We start from the raw sequence: 22,730 nt of genomic DNA on the forward strand, positions 1-22,730 counted from the left end.
GTTCATTTCCGAATGGCGTGCGGCAATTGTAACGAGGTTCACAGCCCGGCGACAACCGGGGAATATGCGTATGAGTGGGCGTCTCTTAAATGGATTGCGTCGCCTGAGATTCCAGTGCCCTTCGCATTGACTGAGTAGCATTTCCATGGCTAATCTACGCCACTTTTTGTCTCTGTTGGCTCATCAATAGAGCTGGGTTTGGGTGTTCCCTCGGTTACTCGTGTCCCTTTCTTTGTATGGTTCATACATGCTAATGCAATCTCGTTCATTCAGACAGTCGATATGATGAATATGTTCATATGGATGATCGTCCTTCTCCTGGGCTTTCTGCTGATTGGATTCGTGCTGTACCTGCTCTTTCCCCGCAAGTATCAGTCTGCCGATTCTGTCGCCAATTCCTATGATGACTGGACGAACGACGGCATTCTAGAGTTCTACTGGGGCGAACATGTGCATCTGGGACACTATGGCTCTCCCCCGCGCAAAAAGGATTTTCTCAAAGCCAAGTCAGACTTTGTGCATGAAATGGTGCATTGGGGTGGGTTAGACAAGCTTCCTCCCGGTAGGACAGTGTTAGATGTGGGCTGCGGCATTGGGGGCAGCAGTCGCATGCTGGCGCGGGATTATGGGTTTGCAGTCACAGGAATCACCATCAGCCCTCAGCAAGTCAGACGTGCTCAAGAACTGACTTCCCCGGAGGTGAATGCGCACTTTCAGGTTGATGATGCGCTGGCACTTTCGTTCCCCGATGCCAGTTTTGATGTGGTCTGGTCGGTCGAGGCAGGACCGCACATGCCCGATAAGGCACAATTTGCTCGAGAGCTCTTGCGCGTTCTGAAACCGGGTGGAATTCTGCTTGTTGCCGATTGGAATCAGCGAGACGATCGCCAGGTTCCACTCAATTTTTGGGAAAAGCCAGTGATGCGGCAACTACTGGATCAGTGGTCTCATCCAGCGTTTTCCAGCATTGAGGGGTTTTCAGAATTACTGGAGGCAACTGGACTGGTGGCGGGTAAAGTCACCACAGCGGATTGGACTGCCGAAACCTTACCCTCCTGGCTCGATTCCATCTGGCAGGGAATTGTCCGTCCGGCAGGGATTGTCCGGTTTGGCATGGTCGGCTTGATTAAATCATTGCGGGAAGTGCCCACGTTCCTGTTAATGCGTCTGGCATTTGGGGCAGGGCTGTGTCGCTTTGGCATGTTTCGGGCCGTGCATGCCGATGTCTCCAAGAGTGCACGGTTGTCTACGCAGACGGATGACACGCTTGTACGATCATGAGTGCCATTGATGCGCCAGCTCCCCAGCATGCCGACCAAGAATTGTCAAGAAGCGGTATGGGCCGGTGATAATCGCAGCACGCACTTCACGTCTTTAGCGAACCGAGGAGGGCAGCTTTAAGCGTGCGTCCTTCCCGTTCCCGGAAAGCCACGGCAATACGCAGTTGTTCCAAATACTGATCCAGTGTTTTCCCACCCAGGTCGATCTTGCGGGCGGTGAAGAACTCGCGCACATCCTGTTCGAGTTCCGGCGTGGCGAGCCCGGCAATTCCCGCGCACATCCGCCTAAGACCTTGTTTCGGGTACAGCCGGTCCATATGATCCCAGTTGGCTCTCACAAAATCCCAGGCGACTTCACGGCCATACACATTCATCATGAGTGCTCCGACGACGAACGGGGCATCTTGTGTGCGGATCTCGCCGTTGATCGTACGGGCCAGCGTGCGCGCGAGTAATTCCTTGTGCCGAAACGAGGCCAACGAAAACAGATACCGCCGTTCTTCCTGCGGAGTAGACGCCGTGCGATAAAGGGCTAAAAATTCATCGTACCGTGCCCCGTCTCCGGTATGCGCCAGAATGGCGACGAGCGCGGGCACGACATTCGAGTCGGCGGTGGACGGATCGTTCAGGTACCGCTGATACCGTTCTGTCGCTTGCTGTTGCGTCGCAAGATCATTGCCCATCCTGCCGAGCGCGCCGAGGAGATCCCCCCGCAATTGCCGGAGGAGATCCGATTCTTTCGGCTGCGGATCCCATCCGAGATCGTTCACAGCCGCCCCCACGCGCTCGCGAACGAAGGCTTCCAATGTTGCGCGATCCTCTGAAGTGATGAGCCTGTTCAAATAGGAAAACGAATCCAGCAACACGATCCACACGTTCTTGTCTCGTTCACCCTTAAAATGCGCGGTGAGCTGGAGATACTCGGAGAGCGGCATGACCCCGGCCTGCGTCGTAGCCCAGGCATCACTGACAAGGGCGAACCGTTCTATCGCCGCCAGACGATCGAGGCCTTGATCGAGAAGTTGCTGCAGGAGCGGATCGCGATGGCGGACCCGATAGAATCCATGCCCTCCTTCATTGACCAACACGGAGGTGACTCCGGCCGGTATGCCGATGCTCGTCTCCCGTTCCGTCAACAACACCCGTCGATGTTCCGTTCGTTCCCCGATGCTCAGTCGAATCTGGAGAGGGATCTGCCATATCTGCTCGGCGGACTGCCCTTGCGATACATACGTGAAGCGCTGTTGTGAAAGAAGCAGTTCTTGACCGCGCACGTCCACCGTCACCAAGGGAAAGCCTGGTTGGAAGATCCACCCGTTCATCAGCTCGGGAACCGGTTGCTTGGCGACCGTGCCGAGAGCCGTCCAGAGGTCGTTCGTATCGGCATTGCCATAGGCATGGGTGCGAAGATACTGCCGCACACCGTCCCGAAAGGCCGTGAAGCCGATGTGTTGCTCCAGCATCCGAAGAACCGACGCACCTTTTTCATAGGTCAAAATGTCGAACATCGCATCGGCATCCTTCGGCGCATGGACGGGATATTCGATCGGCCTCGTGCTATGCAGTCCATCGACGGAAAACGCGGCTGCGCGGGCCACGCTGAACGTTTCCCATCGTTTCCATTCCGGCCTCCACGCGTCCACGGCCAGCATCTCCATGAAGGTCGCGAAGGCCTCGTTCAACCAGAGCCCGTTCCACCAAGCCATCGTCACCAGATCGCCGAACCACATGTGGGCGTTCTCATGGGCCACCACATCGGCCACGCGTTCGAGTTCGGCATGGCTTCCGGTACGCTGATCCACGAGGAGCGCCGTTTCACGGAACGTGATGGCGCCGAGATTCTCCATCGCTCCTGAAGCAAAGTCCGGGATCGCCACGAGATCGAGCTTGTCTCCAGGGTAGGGCATAGCGTAGTAGGTCTGAAAGAAGTTCAACGATGCCGCCGCAATATCCTGTCCGAACGGCGTGAGCGGCTTTTTTCCTGGGACCGTCCACAGGCGAAGGGGTGTCTTGCCGACCCATACAGGCTCTGTCGCTTCCAGACGACCGACCACGAAGACCACGAGATAGGTCGACATCTTGATGGTATCGGCAAAGCGCACGACCTTCTTGTCGTTTTCCAGAGCCTCAGACGCCGTTGATGTGTTGGAGAGAGCCGTGAGCTGCGGATCAACAACGAGCGTCGTCGCGAAGACCGCTTTAAAATCCGGTTCGTCCCAACAGGGGAAAGCCCGGCGCGCATCTGTGGCTTCGAACTGTGTCGCGGCCAGAGTTTGGGTGGCTCCCGAAGAGTCTTTGTACGTGCTGCGGTAAAACCCGCGGAGCTGATCGTTCAGTTTCCCATGAAAGGAAAGAGACAGCCGCCATTCACCCGGCGTCACGGGCTGCTTGCAAGAGAGCCGGACACGCTGGGTCGACGGCTCCAATTCGATGGAGGCCTCGAATCGCCGGCCGTTCGACCCTTCGACCACAGCCGAGGTAATGACGAGATCGACGGCATTCAATAGGATGGTCTGGGTCGTCTGGCTGACTGAAACCGCGACAGTCGCCTGGCCTTGAAATATCCCCGTCGTGAGATCCGGTTCAAGCCGCAAGTCATAGCGAGCGGGAAGAACATGCCGTGGGAGTCGATAGGGATTACTGCTGCCTGGAATATCGTCAAGATTCATCTCTTCACCTTTCGGCCTGATCGCCGTTGCTGCGGCGCTGGGCGACACTGATGGAACGCAGAACGTATACGCTATTGGAAGGGTCAGAAGGAAGCGGGCCTGTCGAAGAAAATCCAGCAGTATCTCTCGCCTGTTGATTGAATCGTCACCTCCGAGCGGCATAAAGAGTCTGGACGCCTTGCGGTGTGCCGACGATCAAGACGTCAGTCCGACGGACGAACAGACCGGTTTCCACCACGCCAGGAATCAGGTTGAGCGCGCTCTCCAGGTCTCCTGGCCGATCGATGCGATCCATATGGACGTCGACAATAAGGTTACCGGACTCGGTTCTCAACGGAACTCCGCTTCGTTCCCTCAGGATCACACGACTTTTCGTGAGCGATTCGATTTCGCGCGCGGTACTTCCCCAGCCGAAGGCAATGACTTCGATGGGCAAGGGGAAAGACCCTCCCAGCACCGGGACTTGCTTGGTGTGGTCGACCATGACAATGAATTGTTTGGCCGATGCCGCCACAATCTTTTCTTTCAGGAGGGCCCCGCCGCCGCCCTTGATGAGATTGAAATTTTGATCCACCTGATCGGCGCCGTCGATGGCAACGTCAATATCCCATCGGTCTTCCGTGTCAACGAGAGGGATGCCGGCCTTCCTGGCCAGTGCAGCGGTTTCTTGGGAGGTCGGCACTCCTCGCAGCTTCATGCCGGCACGGACGAGTGCGCCGAGTGCGATCAGCATGTGTTTTGCGGTCGATCCTGTCCCTAGGCCGACAATCATCCCGTCGCGAACGAATTCCACCGCCTTTATCGCAGCGGCTTTTTTAAGACTGTCTAGATCTTCGGAGGTCATGACGCGGACGGGAGGGAAATGGCGGCCGCGACGGAGGCCGCACCGATGAGGGCTGTTTGTTGGTTCATGATCACTTTTACGGGCATCTGACCCATCAGACGTTTGTACCGACCTTTATTGATGAATGCCTTCATGAACGTCCCATCTTGAAGTTTCTTGATGAGCTTGGGAGCGATCCCGCCGCCCACATACACGCCATCGAGCGAGAGCGCCTTTAAGGCAAGATTCCCGGCTTCGGCGCCATAAATCGACGCGAACAGCTCCAACGCTTGTGTGGCGATTTCGGCTTGTCCCTGCAACCCTGCTTGGGCAATCTCCGCGGCCGGATTCCCGGCTTTAATCTTTTCCGCGAGCCATGTCGGCTCGTTCTTTTTGGTGTCGCGTAGAAATTCATAGATCGCATGAAGGCCGGGACCTGACAGAATCCGCTCATAGCTCACGTGGAGATACTGACTCCGGAGATAGCGAAGGAGTTCGATCTCTTGATCGTTGTTCGGCGCAAAGTCTGCGTGGCCTCCCTCGGACGCCATCGGACGATAGGTTTTGCCGTCCCAGAACAGGATCCCTTCACCCAGTCCGGTGCCGGCGGCAATGAGCGCCAACGCCTGCCGCTTGGTCGGCGGATTTCCGGCATTCAGCACTTCCAGCTCGTCGGAGCGCAGCCACAGGAGGCCGTAGGCGGTGGATTCCAGATCATTGAGCAACTGCACGCGCGGAATGGTGAACTGTTTGGCGATGGCCCGGCCGTCGATCACCCAGGGGAGGTTCGTGGTTTGACATCGATTGTCGATCACCGGTCCCGCGACACCGAAGCAGGCTGCCGACAACTGTACCGGCTCAGACGGAGGACTGCCGGCTTGTTCGCTGTGGTCCTCCTTTTCGTTTGTCGCGGAATCCAGAGGGGACGGCGCTTTCGGCGGCGTGAGAAATTCTACGAGAATGTCTTCCAGGGATTGATAGTCACGACTGTGAAAACTTTCCAGGCGCAACGGTTCCACTCGCTCGGTGGTCCACTCGTACAGCGCCAGGTTGGTCTTCGTTCCGCCGATATCCCCCGCGAGAATCATGTCCCCTCTTTGTGCGATAACTTCGTAAGCCGTCGCGCTGCGGCCTCATCAAGCATCCATACGAGCCGGCCCGATTCCGGTGAGATCCTCGCTGCCGGCAATGAACGATCTGCGTCGGATTCAGACTCGATGACCCGGCGAACCATTTCGGCCTTACCGGAACCGGTTACCAGGAACAGTACCACAGCGGCCCGATTCAGAACACCTAGGGTCAACGTTAGGCGATGTCGAATACCTGTCGGGGCATGGCCGACCGTGACGATCTTGGATTGTTCCTGTAGGGCTTCTGTTCCAGGGAAGAGCGATGCGGTATGGCCGTCTTCCCCGAGGCCGAGGAGGATCACGTCTAGACGCGGTGACTCTGGAACAGGACATTTCGTCAATTCTCGAAGCTGCCTCTCATACTCTTGCGCTGCGACCGTTGAGTCTTGGTATTCGCCCTTCATCCGATAGATATGGTCTGACGGAATGTTCAACGGCCGAAAGAGCTCGGCCTGGGCCATCCCAAAGTTACTCTCGGGATGTTCAGGCGGCGTGCATCGTTCGTCTCCGAAGAGGAAAAAGATTCGCGGCCAATTGAAGCGCGACTTCCACTCAGATTCGCATAAGGTTCTGTAGAGGGTCTTCGGCGTCGATCCTCCCGAAAGCGCAACCAGACACCGACCGGTGGACTGAATCGCCTGCTCGCACGCGGACAGGATGAACGCGGCCGCTTCTTGCGTCCATTCCCGACCATCGCGCGAAACGTGAATTTCCGGGGTGACGGCCATGTCAACGCCGAGCACGTGTACGCCGCTTCTTCGCCGTCGTGTGCCGCCGGCGTGAGGCGGCCGTCTTGAATGATGCCGTGACTCGATTGACCGCGGCGGCTTGGTCCGGCCCGAGTTGCACACGAACGGCGTGACGATGGTGCGCTCGAAGAGATTCCAGATCACCGGCCGCCTGCGCTTGCGCGAGTGTGCCGAACGAGAACGGTTTATCGGGGATCGTCACATCCGGTATCATGCGGTCCACGAATTCCAGAAAGATACCCGAGGCGGGGCCGCCCTTGTGCAGTTGTCCGGTGGAATGGAGATAACGGGGTCCATATCCGAACGTCGTGGCGACCCGATGTCCTGACATCAGGACTTGGCGAAGGCGACGAACCGCTGTGTCGAATGAACGTGACGGAGTGGTATAGGCCAATACGGAAACATAGGCTCCCGGCTGCAGACGACTTGACAGATCTTGCGCGATGTCCTTTGGAGGGGTGCTTGCCTGTTCCGGAAGTCGTCCGGTCGATCGGAACCTTTCCAGGACCCGATTGGTGTTGTCCTTGCTCTCCTGAACATTCGGCTGATCGAAGGGATGGATGCCAAGAATGTGTCCGGCGACCGCGGTCGCAAACTCCCATCGAAAAAATTCGCCCCCTAAGTCGTAACGATCTTGTAGATCCAATTGAAGGACCGGATGTTGAGCGTTGAGCAGCTGTTGGACTGTTTGATCGAGCGGTCTGTTGCGCTCTCCTTTGAGCTTGAGATAGACGAAGAATCGGTCAGTTCCATACGCACCTGGTTTCAGGACCGGCTCTTGTGCAATGGGAATGAGACCGGTTCCCTGCTTCCCTGTACTTTCAGCAAGGAGTTGTTCCACCCATAGACCAAACGTGGCGAGAGATGGCGAGGCGATGATCGTCACCTTATCGCGCCCGCTTTTCGCAAGACTCCCCATGGCTGCTCCCAAGTAAGCGCCGGGGTTTGTCTCAACGTCTTGCTGCTTTCGGCATCGCTCAGCCATGTTGGCTGCCCTGTCCAAGAGGCGAGTGATATCGAGGCCCAGGAGCGCAGCAGGGACCAGGCCGAAGAGAGAGAGGACGGAGTAGCGTCCACCAATATCAGCAGGGTTCGTAAAGATCTGTCCGAATCCGTGATCCTTTGCCAATTTCTCCAGGCCCGTGTTCGGATCCGTGATCGCGATAAACTGGCGCCCCCCATGATTGCCCTTCGCCTTTGATACCAGTTGCCAAAAATGGCTGAAGAGCGACATGACCTCGATCGTTCCGCCGGACTTGCTGGCAACGAGAAAAAGTGTTCTGGCGGGCGAAACGGACTTGGTCACTTGTCGAACCCACCCTGGAACGGTCGAGTCCAACACCCACAGACGAGGGGCACGCTTCTGCGATCCAAACACGGTGCGCAGTACTTCCGGCCCGAGGCTGCTTCCTCCCATACCCAGCAGCACGACATCGTTGATCTTCATGTCCTTCGCCGACAAGACACAGTGCTGCAGTTGAGCAAGCTGCTGTCGCATCTGCTCGTGAACCACCAGCCAACCAAGACGATCGCTGATCTCCTTGGGATCTGGCTTCCAGATTCGATGGTCCTTTGCCCATAACCGGTCAATGACCTGCGTCTGGCGGAGCGCATCAAGAGCGGGGTTGATCGCGGATTGAAACGATGGTGGAAGCGTGTCACTCAGCCGCATAGACATGGGCCTCCTTCTTCAAAGAAATCTCGGTGGTGGAGTCGGTGGGGAACTCATTCATATCTTATTGAGCCGGTAGAGAAAAGGCAACACAGACTCGATGCTGTGCTTTCCTATTTATCGGTCGGGCGACGAATGACCAACGGCATACCGTCAACCATCGACCATGCCAAGGATTGTGCGTGATCGACTGCGATCGTCAGCTGGAGATGAGCAGCGGTCGCCGATGACTGGTCCGTTGCGGCAGTGCCGCTCCAATTTTTGAAACTGCGCCACCACGATTTCCCAAGGAAGACGATTCCCTGAAGGAGATTGTCCTTGGCGGCCAAGGGTACCACGCTGACGGTGAGCCCGGGAGCAAACGACAGCGCGTAGTCGACAGGCATATCCGTGAGGGAGATGGGTTCCTGTTCGACACCGGCACCGGGTTCGATCTTGCGCCTGACGACTTGAGGCCGCGCAACCAATCGATGAATGCCTTTCAATTCCTCCGGTGACCCAGCGGACCACCGAACAATGGGAATCTGATGCAGCTCCATGCCGCGACTCTTGATGTGAATCGTGCCTGTGACGAGGTCGATCAGCAGGTACGTTTGAGGGCGAGCGGCCAGCTTGAGTTCTTCTTCAAGAACGCGCGTGGCTTCTTTCAGACTGATGGGGTCGTTGAGATTGAGGTTGGGAAAGGTTTCAAGGTCCTTTCCCCAACTTGGCGCCGCAAAGGTCAAGAGAAGGAGAAGAATGGCGCAGAGGTTCATGAGTGCTGTCTGCGCTCTCGTGAGGGATCAAAAGATCAGGATCGGTGTCCCGACTCGAGCGAGCTTGTAGACACCTTTAAGATCGCTGTCATTCAGCCTGATACAGCCGTGCGTCACGTTTTTCCCCAACAATCGAGTATAGAGCGTCCCGTGGATGAAGTAGCCTTTGCCAAACCCCAGGGCGTACTCGCCCAGAACGCCTTGCTCGGCTCGCTCAGCGGGGTTTTTCGGCACGTCAAGTCCTTCCTCGACGAACGCCCAATCGGGTTTGATCCATGTAGGGTTGGTGACTTTCGACTGTACGAGAAACTCTCCTCGCGGGGTGTCGAAGATCCACTGGTTGTTGCTTTCACCGGGTTTGTCGAGAATCGTCCCGCTCCCGGTCGACGCGATGGCATCGAGGACCACCTCTTCCTGGCGCTTCACATAAAGCCGGTTTCTGGCCGTATCGACCAAGATATACGGCTGGTTGGGCATCAGTTGGGCCAACTGTCTCGAAAGCGCCTTGTACCGGGCTTGCAGCGTACGCAGACTCGTTTCGTCCACCACTGGAGACTGGTGAACAGCCTGTGAATCTTTCAATGCGACCTCACGGCCGGTCGGCGCGGTCACAACCAGGAGTGCGAGTAAGAATACCGCTGAAGCAGCTAGAAGGAATCGGCCCATCAGCCTACCCTCAGATTTCTTCTCTGTGATTCTCTAACTCAGACAAGGCAAGCGCCACTGCGTTCTGGCCGGTCAATGCCCCGACGATCGTCACCGGAGTGCCGAGGGAGACGCCCTCGTAGAGAACGTTCATGTGCGGATTGTCGAGCATGACGCACCCAAGAGTCTGCTCGATGAATTGGTTCTCTACTCCGTGGATTTCGATCTGACCTCCGATGCCTTTTGCCAAGCCGATCCTCCCGGACTTCTTCGCCAGGGCGAAGCGCCGATGATCCTCGGCATTGGGATAATCCAGAACCAGGGCTCGATAGAACTGAGTCTGCCCCTGACCGCGCTTGTCGGTGATACGATACCGGCCTTCCGGTGTCGCTCCGTCACCCTGGAACTGTTTTTCCTTCATGCCATTGAACCCCAATCGGACAGGGTATGATAGCACCTTCCGGCCGTTCTTGTAGAGAGTCAGCTCCCGGTCGGCTTTGCTCACCACAAGGGCTGTGGATTGGTGGATTCTCGACCAGTCGATCGTTTGTTGAGCCATCGTCCGCCAATGAGTGATCCGTCGGTCATCGGCGTACCGTCCCAGCTCTCGGGTGAGCAGTGAAGTCTGGGCGGCCAGAGCGTGGTCCGCTTTCTCTACAGCCTGCATAGCCCGTTGGTACTCCTTCTGCTCGAAGAACGTGCGGGCCTGCTTCACGAGAAGACCCGTTTGAACGACCTGTTCTCCCAACAAGATACGGCCATCGATCGACTCGACCTTCGATGTCATGCGGTGAAACTTGTCTTCAAGGCGGGCCAGCTTGGATTCTGTCGTGCGATGTTGAGACGCCTGTCGATCGTGGAGCTGAGAGACGGTGTGCTCGCCGATGACGTACAGCCGTCTGAGATCGTTCTCGAGGTCGCTTGACTCCCACGGCCACCTGATCAGGTCATCGTCCAAGTCAACGCGAGATTTGAGAGAGACCCAATTGCGTACGAATTCAGCGTATTCTCTCGGCGCTGTTTCCGGAGCACGCAATGCGATCAGGTCCCGATCGATGGTCTCAAGGGCTGCCAGGAGGTCGGGTGGGACGGCCTGAACGCAACCGCTTAGGCAGAGCGCGCAGCCGATCGATGCGAGAGTCCTATTCACGTGACCGAACACCATAACAAGCGACCCTACTTTTTCTTCGAAGAAGCAGGCTTTCCTCTTCCCACCTTCGCCAAGGCGTTCTGTATTTCAGTCGACACCCCTTGACTCATGTCATAGATGGCTTTGGCTTGGGTCTGCGCTGCCGGATAATCTTCTTTGTCGATCGAAACTTGAACCTGCTTCAGTAACGATTTAAGCCCTTCCACATCGTTCTTGATGGCCTCCACGGCCGCCCGATCCTTGCCGACCGGCGCCTTGGCAACCAAATCCTGTGTTGCTTTTACCGCCTCTTCGGCGACTTGCTGAGCCTGCATGGCAGCAGCTTTGGCTTCTTCCTTCTTTTGAGCCGCTGCCGCCTTGATCCGGTCACTATCGGCTTTGGCCGAGACAGACAACTGTTGAGCCTTGCCGTAATCTCGAAAGAGAGCGAACTTTCCATCCTGTTCCGCGACTTCCTTCCTCAACGTATCCAAAGTGCCCTCTAGCTTTGCGTATTCATCAGCGGAATACTTGGCAGCACCGCTTTGCTGTGCTTCTTTCAGAGCCTTTTCCGCTTCCTGGATTTGTTGAGTGGGCGGATCCGCACATCCGGCCATGATCACGAGTGCGAGCGCCAGAGACACAAGGGATACTCTTCTCTGCATACTAAGGATCCTCCTTACAGGCTCTATGGATTGATTCTGTTCGTTATATCAGTTACCGCGATCCGACCTGCGGGCCAGGACTGTCCTGCCTTGACAGACAGAAACCCTTCACCGGGATCGAACAATCAAAGGGAGCAGCAAGCTCGGTGCCAATGATATTCCCTATTATGTGACCAATATTCAACCTATTTCGCGTATTTAGCTGAACTCCATCATCGGGAGGCAGCGTATCTTGTGGCATTCTGGTGGGAAAAGGCAAAAGCGCCCCAAACATCTGATGGATCACAAATCATCTTTATGGGTACCAAAAGCGATCCAATGACCGGTACGGCAAAAAATTGACAGGTCTTAGTGCCTCCCCTATAATCCGCAGTTCATTTAAGCGTACCTATCGTTAGGGAGTGGAAAGGAAGGCTATGTCTTTCACATTTCAACAACCGTCCAACTTGAAAAAGAAGCGCGAGCATGGATTTCGAAAGCGCATGAGCACAAAGAACGGGCGCAAGGTCTTGGCGCGCCGACGGGCTAAAGGACGAGCTCGGCTGACTGTCTAGATCCAACGTGCCTGATCAGTGGGTGGTCTTCAGGTTGCTCTCCCATCTCTTCGTCGTGCTGTTGAGTTGTGTACGGTCACCTACCACCTCGCAGTCTTCTCTCGAATATCTCTGGTGGGATGCGACGAACGAATACCTCTTTCCAATGACACCCAAAGCCCGTGGACGGTCGACCATTTTTTTACGCAGCAACCGGGATATCGAGACGGTCAAACATCATGGTCGTCGAATTTCGACGGCACTCTTCAATCTCCTAGCCTACAAGATGGATGATGCCCCCAGTCGCGTGGGGATCATCGTCGGAAAGCGCTTTGGGAATGCGGTTCGACGCAATCGAGCGAAGCGAGTGTTTCGTGAGCTGGTTAGGCAATTACATCGGGACTTGGTTCCGGGTCGCGGGCTTCTCGTGTTTCCAAAGAGGGACGCGCTGTTTGAATCCCGGGAAGAATTGACGCAGGCGTGGAAAACCTCGCTGGAGCGCATGCATCTTCTTCGCCCAAAGCTGAATTGATATGCGTCATCTGTGTCTTTGGCTCATTCAGGGATACCGCATGGTGATTTCTCCCATGTACGGTCGGAACTGCCGATTCGAGCCGACTTGTTCCCAATATGCCTCAGACGCGATCAGCAAGTACGGGACGTTACAAGGGCTCGGTCTAACCATGGTTCGTTTGTTGAAATGTCATCCCTTCCATCCCGGAGGGGAAGACCCGGTCAAGTAGCGGCGATTCCATCTTTTAACAAGGCATAACCTCCGCATGGACAAGCGAGTCATTGTATTCTTGCTCCTCTCCCTGACGATTATCTTCGGGTGGGAGTACGTCCTCAAAGAGATGGGACTGTTCCCAGAACCGACGATCTCGGAGCCGAGCGAGCCGGCGAGAACGGAAACACCGCCGCCTGCCGTGAGCACTCGAGGGTCGGAGCCCACGAGCGCCCCATCAAGCAAAGCGGCAACACCTCAAAAGTCCCAGGTGGATGCTGCCAAAGCGCAGGAGCCGCGTAGAGAGCCGGCAACGTCAGAAGTCGTCGAGGTGGAGACGGATCTTTACCGGGCCAAGTTCACAACACGAGGAGCAGCGCTGACGAGTTGGGAGCTTAAACGCTATCGCAGCAGTTCCGAGGGACAACCGGCTGTACAGCTTGTCAGGCAGGGAGGCAAGTTTCCCGAACCATTGACTGTCACCACCGACGACGCCGCGCTCACCAAGGAACTGAGTGATGGAATCTATAGGGTCGAAAAGGACTTCACGACCTTAGACCAGGATCATCCTACCGGCCATTTAAAATTCTCCTATGAAAATCCCGGTACAGGAGTGCGTCTGGAGAAACACCTCATATTTCATGCCGACAGCTATGTGGCGGATATTGAGTTGAAGCCCGGAGGCCTTACCGAGTCGCTGAAAGTCGAATTGGGGACCAATTTCGGTGTTGTGGAATGGGGGGAGGGGTTCATCGGCTCGGTTGGGACGGCAACGCTGGTCGATGACAAGGTCGAAAAGGACACGCCGGATGCCGAGACAGAGCGCAAAGGCTCCGTGAAATGGGCCGCGCTGCAGGATAAGTATTTCATTTCTGCGCTCATGCCGAAGGTGAGTTCGTCCGCCGTGGTCAAGAAACAAGGCGACAAGCTGGTTTCCACCGCCGTTCGTATGCCGATCGATCCGTCAGGTGCACCGCTTGGCCTTCAGCTATTCGCCGGCCCCAAGGAGTATGACACGCTCCAGAGCTTACAAATCGGCCTGGAAGATACCATCGATTTTGGGTGGTTTCTTTTTGGAAGCTGGGACACGGTCAGAGCCGTGGCCAAACCTATCTTTTACGTACTCCGCTCTATCAACGAGTATACGCACAATTATGGATTGACCATCATCCTGCTGACCGTGGGGATCAAGCTGCTGTTTGTGCCCTTGCAGTACAAGAGTTACAAGTCCATGAAACAGATGCAGGGCATTCAACCAAGAGTGGCGGCCGTCCAGGAGAAATTCAAAGATGATCGAGAACGCCTGAACAAGGAACTCATCAAGCTCTACCGGGATCACAAGGTGAATCCCGTGGGCGGGTGTCTGCCGATGGTGCTGCAGATGCCGGTCTTTGTCGCGCTTTTCAATATTCTGTATATGACCATCGATTTACGCCAAGCGCCGCTGGGGCTATGGATTACCGATCTGTCGGTGCAGGATCCTTACTATATTCTCCCCATCATCATGGGGATCAGCATGGTGGTCATGCAGAAGATCCAACCCACCACCATGGACCCGACCCAGACGAAAGTCATGCTCATGCTGCCGGTGTTCATGACATTTCTCTTTATTAACTTTCCCGCCGGCTTGGTACTGTATTGGCTGACGAACAATGTACTGACCATCGTCCAGCAGTTCGTCACGGACCGTTTCTTCTTTAAGAGTCCCCTCATTCCGCTCACGACGGATGAAGAGAGCGGCAAGAAATGATGTCGGGCGGTTTCTTCCGATGCGAATAGGCATTAGGAGCGTGTGGGATCATGCCTATCGATGGAGCACCTGAAGATACAATCTGCGCGATCGCGACTCCCGTTGGAGAGGGAGGTATCGGGATCGTCCGGGTTAGCGGACAAAAGGCCGCTGATGTAGCCGACAAAGTCGTTCGATTGCAGTCGAATCGATCTCTGCGGAATGTCTCCTCTCACACACTGTACCTCGCCGACATCCTTGGCGCTCACACGTCTTCCGGGTCTCTCCCCACTCCTCCCACGAGGAGTGGGGAGAGTGATCTCATCGATGAAGGGCTCGTCGTCTATATGAAGGCACCCCGTTCTTTCACCGCGGAAGACGTCGTTGAAATTCATTGCCACGGCAGTGGAATTGTCCTTCGGCGAATCTGCGAGGCCTGCGTTGCTGCCGGTGCTCGCTTGGCCCAGCCGGGTGAGTTCACCAAGCGGGCATTCCTGAACGGACGGTTGGATTTGTCTCAGGCTGAAGCAGTGCTGGATACCATCAAGTCGAAGTCAGACCTTGGTCTCCGGTTGGCACAGCGACAGCTCCGAGGCGAACTCGGGCAGCAAGTCAACCGGCTGCGGAGCTGCCTCACAGCCTTGCTGGCACACGTTGAGGCCGGGATTGATTTTTCAGGAGAGGATATCGCGTTCGTGGGACGTGCAGAATTGGTCGCGTCTCTCCAGGATGCGTCGGCCCAGATACAGAAGATGCTGGCGACTGCTGAGACCGGTCGCGTCCTGAGAGACGGGGCACGGGTGGTAATCGTCGGGAAGCCGAATGTCGGGAAATCGAGTTTGTTGAACTGCTTGCTTCGAGAGAATCGAGCCATTGTGACGGATACTCCAGGAACGACCCGTGATCTGATTGAGGAGTCGGTTAATTGGCAGGGACTACGGATTACGTTGGTCGACACGGCCGGCCTGCGCGAAACTTCCGACGCGGTTGAACGAGAAGGTATCAATCGTTCGAAGGGTGCCCAGGAACAGGCAGATATGATTTTGCATGTCTTGGATGCCGCTGAACTGACGGACACCGGCGTTGAGAACTGGACCTTTCCGGCTCTGGTTCGGGAAGATGTGCTCGTGCTCAACAAGACGGATTTGATCGACCCGACCACAGCCAAGGATCTCGTGGGTCGACTTTCTGAACGCACGAATCGTAGGGTTTTTCCCATCTCCGTGCGCTCAGGACAAGGACTGGCTGACCTTCAAGGCGCGATTGAATCACAATTTCTTGGCACTTCCCTTGAATCCAACGATGGGGTCGTGGTGACCAACATGCGGCATCGCGTAGCTTTGGAGCGGGCAGCGGCTTCGATTGAGGAGACATTGACCTCGATTCACGGCGGCGTCGAGCCGGAGTGTGTTGCGGTCGATCTTCGTGGCGCATCTGACGCGCTTGGTGAGATCGTCGGAGCCATTACGTCGGATGAGGTATTGGAGCAAATCTTTTCTGAATTTTGTATCGGCAAGTAGAGGGTCTATTGGCAAGAGAGTTTGACGTCATTGTGGTCGGAGGAGGCCATGCCGGCTGTGAAGCGGCACTGGCTGCTTCACGAATGGGTGCAAAGACCTTGCTCTTAACGATGGAGCTCGGGCGGATCGCACAGATGTCGTGCAATCCGGCTGTCGGAGGAATCGCCAAGGGGCACCTCGTTAAGGAAATTGACGCTCTCGGGGGCGAAATGGGTCGCAACACCGATCGCGCCGGGATTCAATTCAGATTCATCAATACGAGCAAAGGGCCGGCGGTTCGTGCGTTGCGCGCCCAGTGTGACAAGGCGCTGTATCGCATCGCCATGCAAGAAACCCTCGCTTTTGAGAAACACTTGTCGATGGCGGAAGGAGTCGTGGATCGACTGCTCGTAACCGGGGAGACCATAACCGGGATTGTGACAGGCTCTGGAGAGACGATCGGGACCAAGGCCGTCATCCTGACATCAGGTACTTTCCTTAAGGGTCTTATCCATATCGGCCTCAACCATTTCCCGGCCGGCCGCGCTGGAGAGGCTTCAGCAGAACACCTCTCTGATTGCATGAGGGACCTCGGGTTTGAGATCGGACGCTTGAAGACGGGAACCCCGCCCAGATTGGATAAATCTACGATTGATTTTTCAGCGATGATCCCTCAACCCGGCGACTCTCCCCCTCCGCCCTTCTCCTATCGCACGCAGAGCATCACAACGAGACAAGTTCTCTGTCACCTGACCTATACCGGACTTGAGACGCACGACATCATCCGACAGAACCTTGATCGCTCCCCCTTGTACAGCGGGGTGATCGAATCTGTAGGACCGCGGTATTGCCCCTCCATCGAAGATAAAGTCGTCCGCTTTGCCGAAAAGGAACGTCACCAGATTTTTATCGAACCTGAAGGTCTCGACTCGAATGAATTTTACCCGAACGGTATTTCCACCAGTCTACCGGTCGATGTTCAGGCAGCCATGTTGAAGACGATTGCCGGATTGGAACATGCCAGGATGCTTAAGCCTGGCTATGCTATCGAGTACGATTACTTCCCCCCTCGTCAATTGTACAGAACGCTTGAAACTAAACATGTCTCCGGTCTGTATCATGCTGGACAAATCAACGGCACATCCGGGTACGAGGAAGCTGCTGCACAGGGTTTAGTTGCCGGGATCAATGCTGTTTTGAAACTTCGGGAGCGACCCCCGCTAATCCTAGACCGATCTCAAGCGTATATCGGCGTCCTGATCGATGATCTCATTACGAAAGATGCCTACGAACCGTACCGCATGTTCACATCCAGAGCCGAATACAGATTGCTCCTCCGCCATGGCAATGCAGATCTTCGCCTTATGGAAATTGGGTACGAGATGGGCTTGGTTGCGCCACAAGCGTACGATAGACTGTTACAGAAAAAGACAATGATCGAGCATGAAATCGAGCACTTACATGCAACTAGACCACGATTCACGGACGAGATTCATTCTCAGATCAGAGGAACCTATCTGGAGAATGCTTCACACGTACAGACCATGGCGCAGCTCCTGCGTCGACAGGAGGCGAACTATAAAGATCTCTTAGGAGTGTTTGGAACGCCTGCGATTCCGGATGATGAAGCAGCCGAAGAGGTTGAACTTCAGATTAAGTACGAAGGTTACGTACGTCGACAGATCCAGCAAGTCGAAAAATTTAAGAAACTCGAGCAAAAATTGATACCGCACACGTTTGAGTATGACAAGGTCTCCGGATTCTCTCGTGAGGTTCGCGAGAAGTTCAACCGGGTGCGACCGGAGACGGTCGGCCAAGCATCTAGAATATCAGGGGTGACTCCGGCCGCCATTTCTTTACTCATGGTTGCGATAGAAAAAAATAGGCGCCGACTCCCTCCTGACCGACAAGTCGCACCATAAAATTCGGCTGATCCATTCCTTTCCTATTGACCTCCTAATACCATCAGCGTAATTGTTCCACGTGGAACAAGAGAGCTCACTTTCCTCACTGCTTCATGAAAGTTCAGCGGAAATTGGATTTCCTCTCAAAAGCGAACAGGTTCAACTGTTCATGGCGTACCTCAAACAGCTCCAAACTTGGAATCAATCCTTCAATCTCACGAGAATTCTCGTCAACGAGGAGATCGTCATCAAACATTTTGTGGATTCTCTTGCCGCCTTAACGGCGACGGATATTGAGGTTGGATCACGGCTTCTTGACGTTGGGACAGGGGCAGGCTTTCCAGGAATTCCGCTAAAGATTGTGCGACCTGATCTTCGTGTCACCCTCCTGGAACCAGCCAAAAAGAAATCCTCGTTCCTTCATTTTATCGTTGGGCTTCTCCGGCTTGAAACAGTGGACATATACAACATCACTCTGGACCGTTTTATAGGCATGCAGCAAGTCAAAAAATCATTTGACTACATTACCACTCGAGCATTGAATCCCGCCTTGGTTCTGCGGGCAGGTACAAAGGTCGTTCGTCAAGGAGGAGGAGCAATCCTATATTCTTCGCAATCAATTGAAAAGTCATATGATTTCACTGAATGGCAGTTGATAAATGAACATACATTTGACCTTCCTGGAGATTATGGGCATCGAACGATATCCATCTTTTCTCTAGCGTCCTAGTCAAATTGTTTTCATGTTCCACGTGGAACATGAATTGAGTGTAGGAGCATCTGAATGGGGAAGGTTATCGCGTTTGCAAATCAAAAAGGTGGCGTCGGGAAAACTACTACAGCCATAAATCTTTCGTCAGCAATTGCCCTGGAGGGAAGGTCCGTGCTGTTGGTTGACATGGATCCTCAAGGAAATGCGACCAGCGGCCTTGGTATCGACCAAAGATCGCTGAAAGGGAGCACCTACACCTGTCTCGTTAGAAGCAGTACGATCCAAGAGTCTGTAACGGAAACACCCGTTCCAGGACTCTCACTCTTACCGGCCAACGCAGATCTTGCTGGAGCGGAAGTCGAGCTCGCGAATGTTGAAGGCCGCGAGAGTCATCTGAGGTCTATGATTAGTGACGTCAGAGATAAATACGATTTCATTTTTCTCGACTGCCCCCCGGCTCTTGGAATTCTCACCATCAATGCGCTTACCGCTGCCAGCTCAGTCCTGATACCCGTCCAATGTGAATACTATGCCATGGAAGGCCTGACGCGGCTCATCGGCAGTATCGATCTCGTCCATCAATCGTTTAATTCAGACCTAGACGTCGAGGGCATAGTCCTGACGATGTTTGATTCCCGTAACACCTTGTCACGGCAGGTTGCCGAACAAATTCGGTCTCACTTCCAAGACAAGGTTTACCAAACCGTTATTCCACGAAATGTCGCCCTCGCTGAGGCGCCGAGTTATGGCCGTCCCGGGATCTTGTACAACGTTGCCTCGGCGGGCTCGCAAGCTTACGTAACTCTAGCTAAGGAGTTTATAGCACATGGAGAAAAAAGCGCTCGGTAAAGGACTCGACGCCCTCTTACCTTCCTCCAAGGTGGCCAAGCCGGCTGAGACGGCCGACGTTCAGCGGATCCGCATAGAGGATATTGTGCCGAATCGCTATCAGCCACGGCAGACCTTTGCCTCTGAAGAACTCGCCGATCTCACCGCGTCCATTAAGGAGAGTGGGGTCCTTCAGCCGATTATCGTCCGTCGGAAGGGCGACGGGATCTACGAACTCATCGCCGGAGAGCGACGATGGAGGGCCTGCAAAGAAGCCGGTTTGGCTGTTATTCCGGCCGTTATTAAGAATTGCGGCGATCAGGAATCACTGTTGCTGGCCTTGGTTGAGAATCTCCAACGTGAAGACTTGAACCCCATGGAAACGGCGCGCGCCTATTCGCGCATGATGAACGAATTCGGCCTCACCCAGGACGCCGTGGCCGTGAAAGTCGGCCGTGATCGTTCCTCAGTCGCGAATTTCGTTCGACTCACCCATCTTCATCCCGAGCTCCAGGAACTTGTCGAAGTGGGCACCCTTTCAGCCGGGCATGCGAAAGCGCTTTTAGGACTACAGTCCCCTGAAGACCAGTTGAAAGTCGGTAAACTCGTCGCAGCCGGCGCCCTTTCTGTGAGAGACACAGAAAAACTCGTCGACCTCTCCCTCGTGGGGAAGAAGCGGCAGCCAAAGGCCGCCCGCAGTACACAATGGGCCGACCTGGAAGCCCGATTACAGAAGCGTCTCGGCACTAAAGTGACCGTTCATCCCCAGAAGCAAGGAGGTAAGCTCGTCATTCACTATTTTTCTTCAGACGAACTCGATGGCGTCCTTGAGACGCTGCTCGGGTAATCCTTCATTTGGGGGCGACCGGTCTTAACAAACCCTCAAAAAAGGTGCACCTTATTGCATTTTGACGCCTATGAACGCTAAATATCCTGTCGGGACCAACCGATACGACATCTAACGGCAACGAACAGGATTGACTTAGGCACCCCTATCCCACCCTGTGAGAGGAGGCGAGCGTATGTGGAAGGACAAACAGGACGGCAGACGCCCTGATGAAGTGGACCTTGAGGGCAGCGGAACGAGCTTTGATTCGACAAGGCCCGACGCTCTACAAGATGTCAGCGCCTTTGTGGGAAAGGGTGTGGTCTTCAAGGGCACGATTACCTATAACGGGACTGTGCGTATCGATGGAACCCTAGAGGGAGAAATCCACACCGACGGCATCTTATTGGTCGGTGAGGATGCCGTTCTCACAGCCAAGGTCACCGCCGGCACCATTGTGTGCAAAGGCAAGATCACAGGAGAAATTCACGCGCGAGAAAAGATGAAACTCCGTGCTCCCGCCGTAATCAGCGGGGGAGTCGTCACTCCGATGCTTTCCATCGAAGAAGGAGTCCTGTTTAATGGCACCCTGGAGATGGAACAGGCCGTGCGCCCTGTACAGAGAGAAGTTCCTCGAGACACGTCCCTTCATCCTGTCGCACCTCCTACCGATAGCGGAGTGAGGAGGGTCAACGTCTAGCCATATGCTATTCTAGACATAGGCGGACACAGCAGCTCTTCGTTCGACGCTATTTAGCATAGTGCCTCGTCGATTTCTGTCATAAGGAGCAAGGAACGCTGATGTGGGCTCTCGGTGAAAAACATGCGCAGGACGCCGGTAACGATCAAAACTTCACCTTTCTTGGGAAAGGTGTCGATTTCAAAGGGATCGTCAACTTTGATGGAACGATCCGTATCGATGGCCGCGTCGAAGGCGAAGTCCACACCACCGGAACCCTTATCGTCGGCGAACAAGCGGTCGTCAAAGGGATTATCTCCGCCGCAGTCTTGATGACCAGCGGCAAGATCAACGGCACGGTGACGGCCACTGCCAAGATTCAAATCCAGAAGCCTGGTATTCTTATCGGCGATATCCGAACCCCGGGGATTTCAATCGAAGACGGGGCCCACTTCCACGGCATGTGCGACATGGGTGCTCACAAATGGGTGGATGAGCATCCATCGTCCTCCAAGAACGTTCACGATTTGACGGCTCTTCGTAGCAAGCTACGCCCCTCCAGCCTCTAGCCCTTTGACTATTCTCCCGGTACAATGGCCCCCTTATGACTCGCCCCACCGTTCTGCTTGGGATGAGCGGCGGAGTTGATAGCTCCGTTGCTGCCGCGTTGCTCGTGCGCCAAGGCTATGATGTCCACGGCGTGACCCTCCAGGTCTGGGAACACGAAGACGAATCGGTCGCGACCTCCAAGAAGTGGCAAGAACGAGGCTGTTGCAAAGTCGGCATCGCCAAGCACGTCGCGAAAGTCCTGCACATCCCTCACGAAGTGTTTGATGCTCGCGACACATTTCGCACGGGGGTGATCGACGACTTTCTGAGCGGCTATACCAGCGGCACCACGCCCAACCCTTGCGTCCGCTGCAATGAGCGCGTCAAGCTTCGGGGGCTCGTGGACCTCGCCACATCACGGGGCTTCGACTACGTCGCGACGGGACACTATGCTCGTCTTCGGATGAACCGCGGCTATTCGGTCCTCGCTCGCGCCGCGGATCAACGCAAGGATCAAACCTACTTTCTCTACCGACTGAACCCTCGATGGCTGCCCCAACTCCTCTTCCCCGTTGGCGGGCTCCAGAAGTCAGACGTGTGGGCTGAAGCGGAAGCCATGGGCCTTCCCGCCGATGAGCTGAAGGAGAGCCAGGAAATTTGCTTCGTCTCCCAGGGAGACTACCGCACCTTCATTGAGAAGGAAGCACCCGAAGCCAAAAAACCGGGGCTCTTTGTCGATACCGCCGGCCAGCCCCTGGGGCAGCATGACGGAATTGCATTCTATACGCCCGGTCAACGCAGAGGGCTTGGCATTGCAACCGGCGAACGTCTGTATGTTCAGCAAGTTCAGGCGGCGACCAATACCGTTCTCCTCGGCCCGGAACACTCACTTCGGAAGGAGGAGTGTACGGTGAGCGACCTGAACCTCTTCGTCCCATGGCTCCGCGAAAGCGAAATCACGGTTGACGTCAAAGTACGCTACGCCACGCCCCCGACTCCCGCCACTGTTTCACCACTCACCCCATCCAGCCTCCGCATCAGGTTTCACGAACCTCAGCGAGCCCTAAGCCCGGGACAATCTGCTGTCTTCTACCACGGTGACGAAGTCCTCGGGGGTGGCATCATTCAAGCGTTCTAATGCTGGTGACCCACGCGCTTCATCTTGACTTGTCGTAGAATCTTCTATAGCCTTCAGTTTACTAGAACGTGAGGGTGTGGTTTGCCTTTGTC

At 55.3% G+C, this 22,730-nt stretch carries 22 protein-coding genes; 13 read left to right on the forward strand and 9 right to left on the reverse strand.

Annotation, left to right across the window (positions count from 1 at the left end; genetic code table 11):
* Positions 1–282: 282 nt before the first annotated feature.
* On the forward strand, positions 283–1,281 hold the full coding sequence (locus H8K04_18890; GenBank protein ID UVT15837.1) for a methyltransferase domain-containing protein: 999 nt from the start codon (positions 283–285) through the stop codon (positions 1,279–1,281).
* Between the two features lie 85 nt (positions 1,282–1,366).
* Here H8K04_18890 and H8K04_18895 read toward each other — a convergent pair whose 3' ends face one another.
* From H8K04_18895 to H8K04_18935, 9 genes are all read right to left on the reverse strand, one after another.
* Positions 1,367–4,111 carry a M1 family metallopeptidase gene (locus tag H8K04_18895; GenBank protein UVT15838.1) on the reverse strand — a complete coding sequence of 915 codons (2,745 nt, stop codon included), beginning with the start codon at positions 4,109–4,111 and terminating at the stop codon, positions 1,367–1,369.
* Complete coding sequence (rpiA, locus tag H8K04_18900; protein ID UVT15839.1) at positions 4,095–4,793, reverse strand: ribose-5-phosphate isomerase RpiA; 699 nt, start codon at positions 4,791–4,793, stop codon at positions 4,095–4,097. Before rpiA ends, H8K04_18895 begins: the two co-directional genes overlap by 17 nt.
* Positions 4,790–5,860 carry a glucokinase gene (gene glk, locus H8K04_18905; protein ID UVT15840.1) on the reverse strand — a complete coding sequence of 357 codons (1,071 nt, stop codon included), beginning with the start codon at positions 5,858–5,860 and terminating at the stop codon, positions 4,790–4,792. Before glk ends, rpiA begins: the two co-directional genes overlap by 4 nt.
* Positions 5,857–6,645, reverse strand: a complete 789-nt coding sequence (gene pgl, locus H8K04_18910; GenBank protein ID UVT15841.1) for a 6-phosphogluconolactonase — start codon at positions 6,643–6,645, stop codon at positions 5,857–5,859. The genes glk and pgl overlap by 4 nt, the downstream gene beginning before the upstream one ends.
* Positions 6,632–8,323, reverse strand: coding sequence for a glucose-6-phosphate isomerase (locus H8K04_18915; protein UVT15842.1), 1,692 nt, complete (start codon positions 8,321–8,323; stop codon positions 6,632–6,634). Before H8K04_18915 ends, pgl begins: the two co-directional genes overlap by 14 nt.
* A gap of 113 nt (positions 8,324–8,436) precedes the next feature.
* Positions 8,437–9,078: a hypothetical protein gene (locus tag H8K04_18920; protein UVT15843.1), complete on the reverse strand. Its 642-nt coding sequence runs from the start codon at positions 9,076–9,078 to the stop codon at positions 8,437–8,439.
* Between the two features lie 27 nt (positions 9,079–9,105).
* Positions 9,106–9,744 (reverse strand): L,D-transpeptidase, encoded by a 639-nt coding sequence (locus tag H8K04_18925; GenBank protein ID UVT15844.1) that lies wholly within the window; start codon positions 9,742–9,744, stop codon positions 9,106–9,108.
* Positions 9,745–9,754: 10 nt separating this feature from the next.
* A complete protein-coding gene (locus H8K04_18930) occupies positions 9,755–10,873 on the reverse strand; it encodes a L,D-transpeptidase family protein (protein ID UVT15845.1) in 1,119 nt (372 codons plus the stop codon).
* A gap of 26 nt (positions 10,874–10,899) precedes the next feature.
* Positions 10,900–11,517, reverse strand: coding sequence for a hypothetical protein (locus tag H8K04_18935; GenBank protein UVT15846.1), 618 nt, complete (start codon positions 11,515–11,517; stop codon positions 10,900–10,902).
* Between the two features lie 416 nt (positions 11,518–11,933).
* Between H8K04_18935 and rpmH the strand changes: the two genes are divergently transcribed.
* The 12 genes from rpmH to mnmA all read left to right on the forward strand — a co-directional run bounded on the left by rpmH (position 11,934) and on the right by mnmA (position 22,638).
* Entirely contained in the window at positions 11,934–12,071 is a 138-nt protein-coding gene (gene rpmH / locus H8K04_18940) for a 50S ribosomal protein L34 (protein UVT15847.1), read from the forward strand.
* A gap of 7 nt (positions 12,072–12,078) precedes the next feature.
* The gene (rnpA, locus tag H8K04_18945; GenBank protein UVT15848.1) at positions 12,079–12,582 is read left to right on the forward strand and encodes a ribonuclease P protein component; all 504 of its coding nucleotides are present in this window, start codon (positions 12,079–12,081) and stop codon (positions 12,580–12,582) included.
* A 1-nt stretch (position 12,583) separates the two neighbouring features.
* A complete protein-coding gene (yidD, locus tag H8K04_18950) occupies positions 12,584–12,793 on the forward strand; it encodes a membrane protein insertion efficiency factor YidD (protein ID UVT15849.1) in 210 nt (69 codons plus the stop codon).
* A 36-nt stretch (positions 12,794–12,829) separates the two neighbouring features.
* On the forward strand, positions 12,830–14,524 hold the full coding sequence (gene yidC / locus H8K04_18955) for a membrane protein insertase YidC (GenBank protein ID UVT15850.1): 1,695 nt from the start codon (positions 12,830–12,832) through the stop codon (positions 14,522–14,524).
* Between the two features lie 50 nt (positions 14,525–14,574).
* The gene (gene mnmE / locus H8K04_18960; GenBank protein UVT15851.1) at positions 14,575–16,023 is read left to right on the forward strand and encodes a tRNA uridine-5-carboxymethylaminomethyl(34) synthesis GTPase MnmE; all 1,449 of its coding nucleotides are present in this window, start codon (positions 14,575–14,577) and stop codon (positions 16,021–16,023) included.
* Between the two features lie 8 nt (positions 16,024–16,031).
* Entirely contained in the window at positions 16,032–17,924 is a 1,893-nt protein-coding gene (gene mnmG / locus H8K04_18965) for a tRNA uridine-5-carboxymethylaminomethyl(34) synthesis enzyme MnmG (protein ID UVT15852.1), read from the forward strand.
* Positions 17,925–17,985: 61 nt separating this feature from the next.
* Positions 17,986–18,636 carry a 16S rRNA (guanine(527)-N(7))-methyltransferase RsmG gene (gene rsmG, locus H8K04_18970; GenBank protein ID UVT15853.1) on the forward strand — a complete coding sequence of 217 codons (651 nt, stop codon included), beginning with the start codon at positions 17,986–17,988 and terminating at the stop codon, positions 18,634–18,636.
* Between the two features lie 54 nt (positions 18,637–18,690).
* The gene (locus H8K04_18975) at positions 18,691–19,467 is read left to right on the forward strand and encodes a ParA family protein (protein UVT15854.1); all 777 of its coding nucleotides are present in this window, start codon (positions 18,691–18,693) and stop codon (positions 19,465–19,467) included.
* Positions 19,445–20,293, forward strand: coding sequence for a ParB/RepB/Spo0J family partition protein (locus tag H8K04_18980; protein ID UVT15855.1), 849 nt, complete (start codon positions 19,445–19,447; stop codon positions 20,291–20,293). The genes H8K04_18975 and H8K04_18980 overlap by 23 nt, the downstream gene beginning before the upstream one ends.
* A gap of 175 nt (positions 20,294–20,468) precedes the next feature.
* A complete protein-coding gene (locus tag H8K04_18985) occupies positions 20,469–20,972 on the forward strand; it encodes a polymer-forming cytoskeletal protein (GenBank protein UVT15856.1) in 504 nt (167 codons plus the stop codon).
* Between the two features lie 101 nt (positions 20,973–21,073).
* Positions 21,074–21,520, forward strand: a complete 447-nt coding sequence (locus H8K04_18990) for a polymer-forming cytoskeletal protein (protein UVT15857.1) — start codon at positions 21,074–21,076, stop codon at positions 21,518–21,520.
* A 35-nt stretch (positions 21,521–21,555) separates the two neighbouring features.
* Positions 21,556–22,638 (forward strand): tRNA 2-thiouridine(34) synthase MnmA, encoded by a 1,083-nt coding sequence (mnmA, locus tag H8K04_18995; protein UVT15858.1) that lies wholly within the window; start codon positions 21,556–21,558, stop codon positions 22,636–22,638.
* The last annotated feature ends 92 nt before the right edge of the window (positions 22,639–22,730 follow it).

This window comes from Nitrospira sp., from assembly GCA_024760525.1.
Lineage (GTDB): Bacteria > Nitrospirota > Nitrospiria > Nitrospirales > Nitrospiraceae > Nitrospira_D.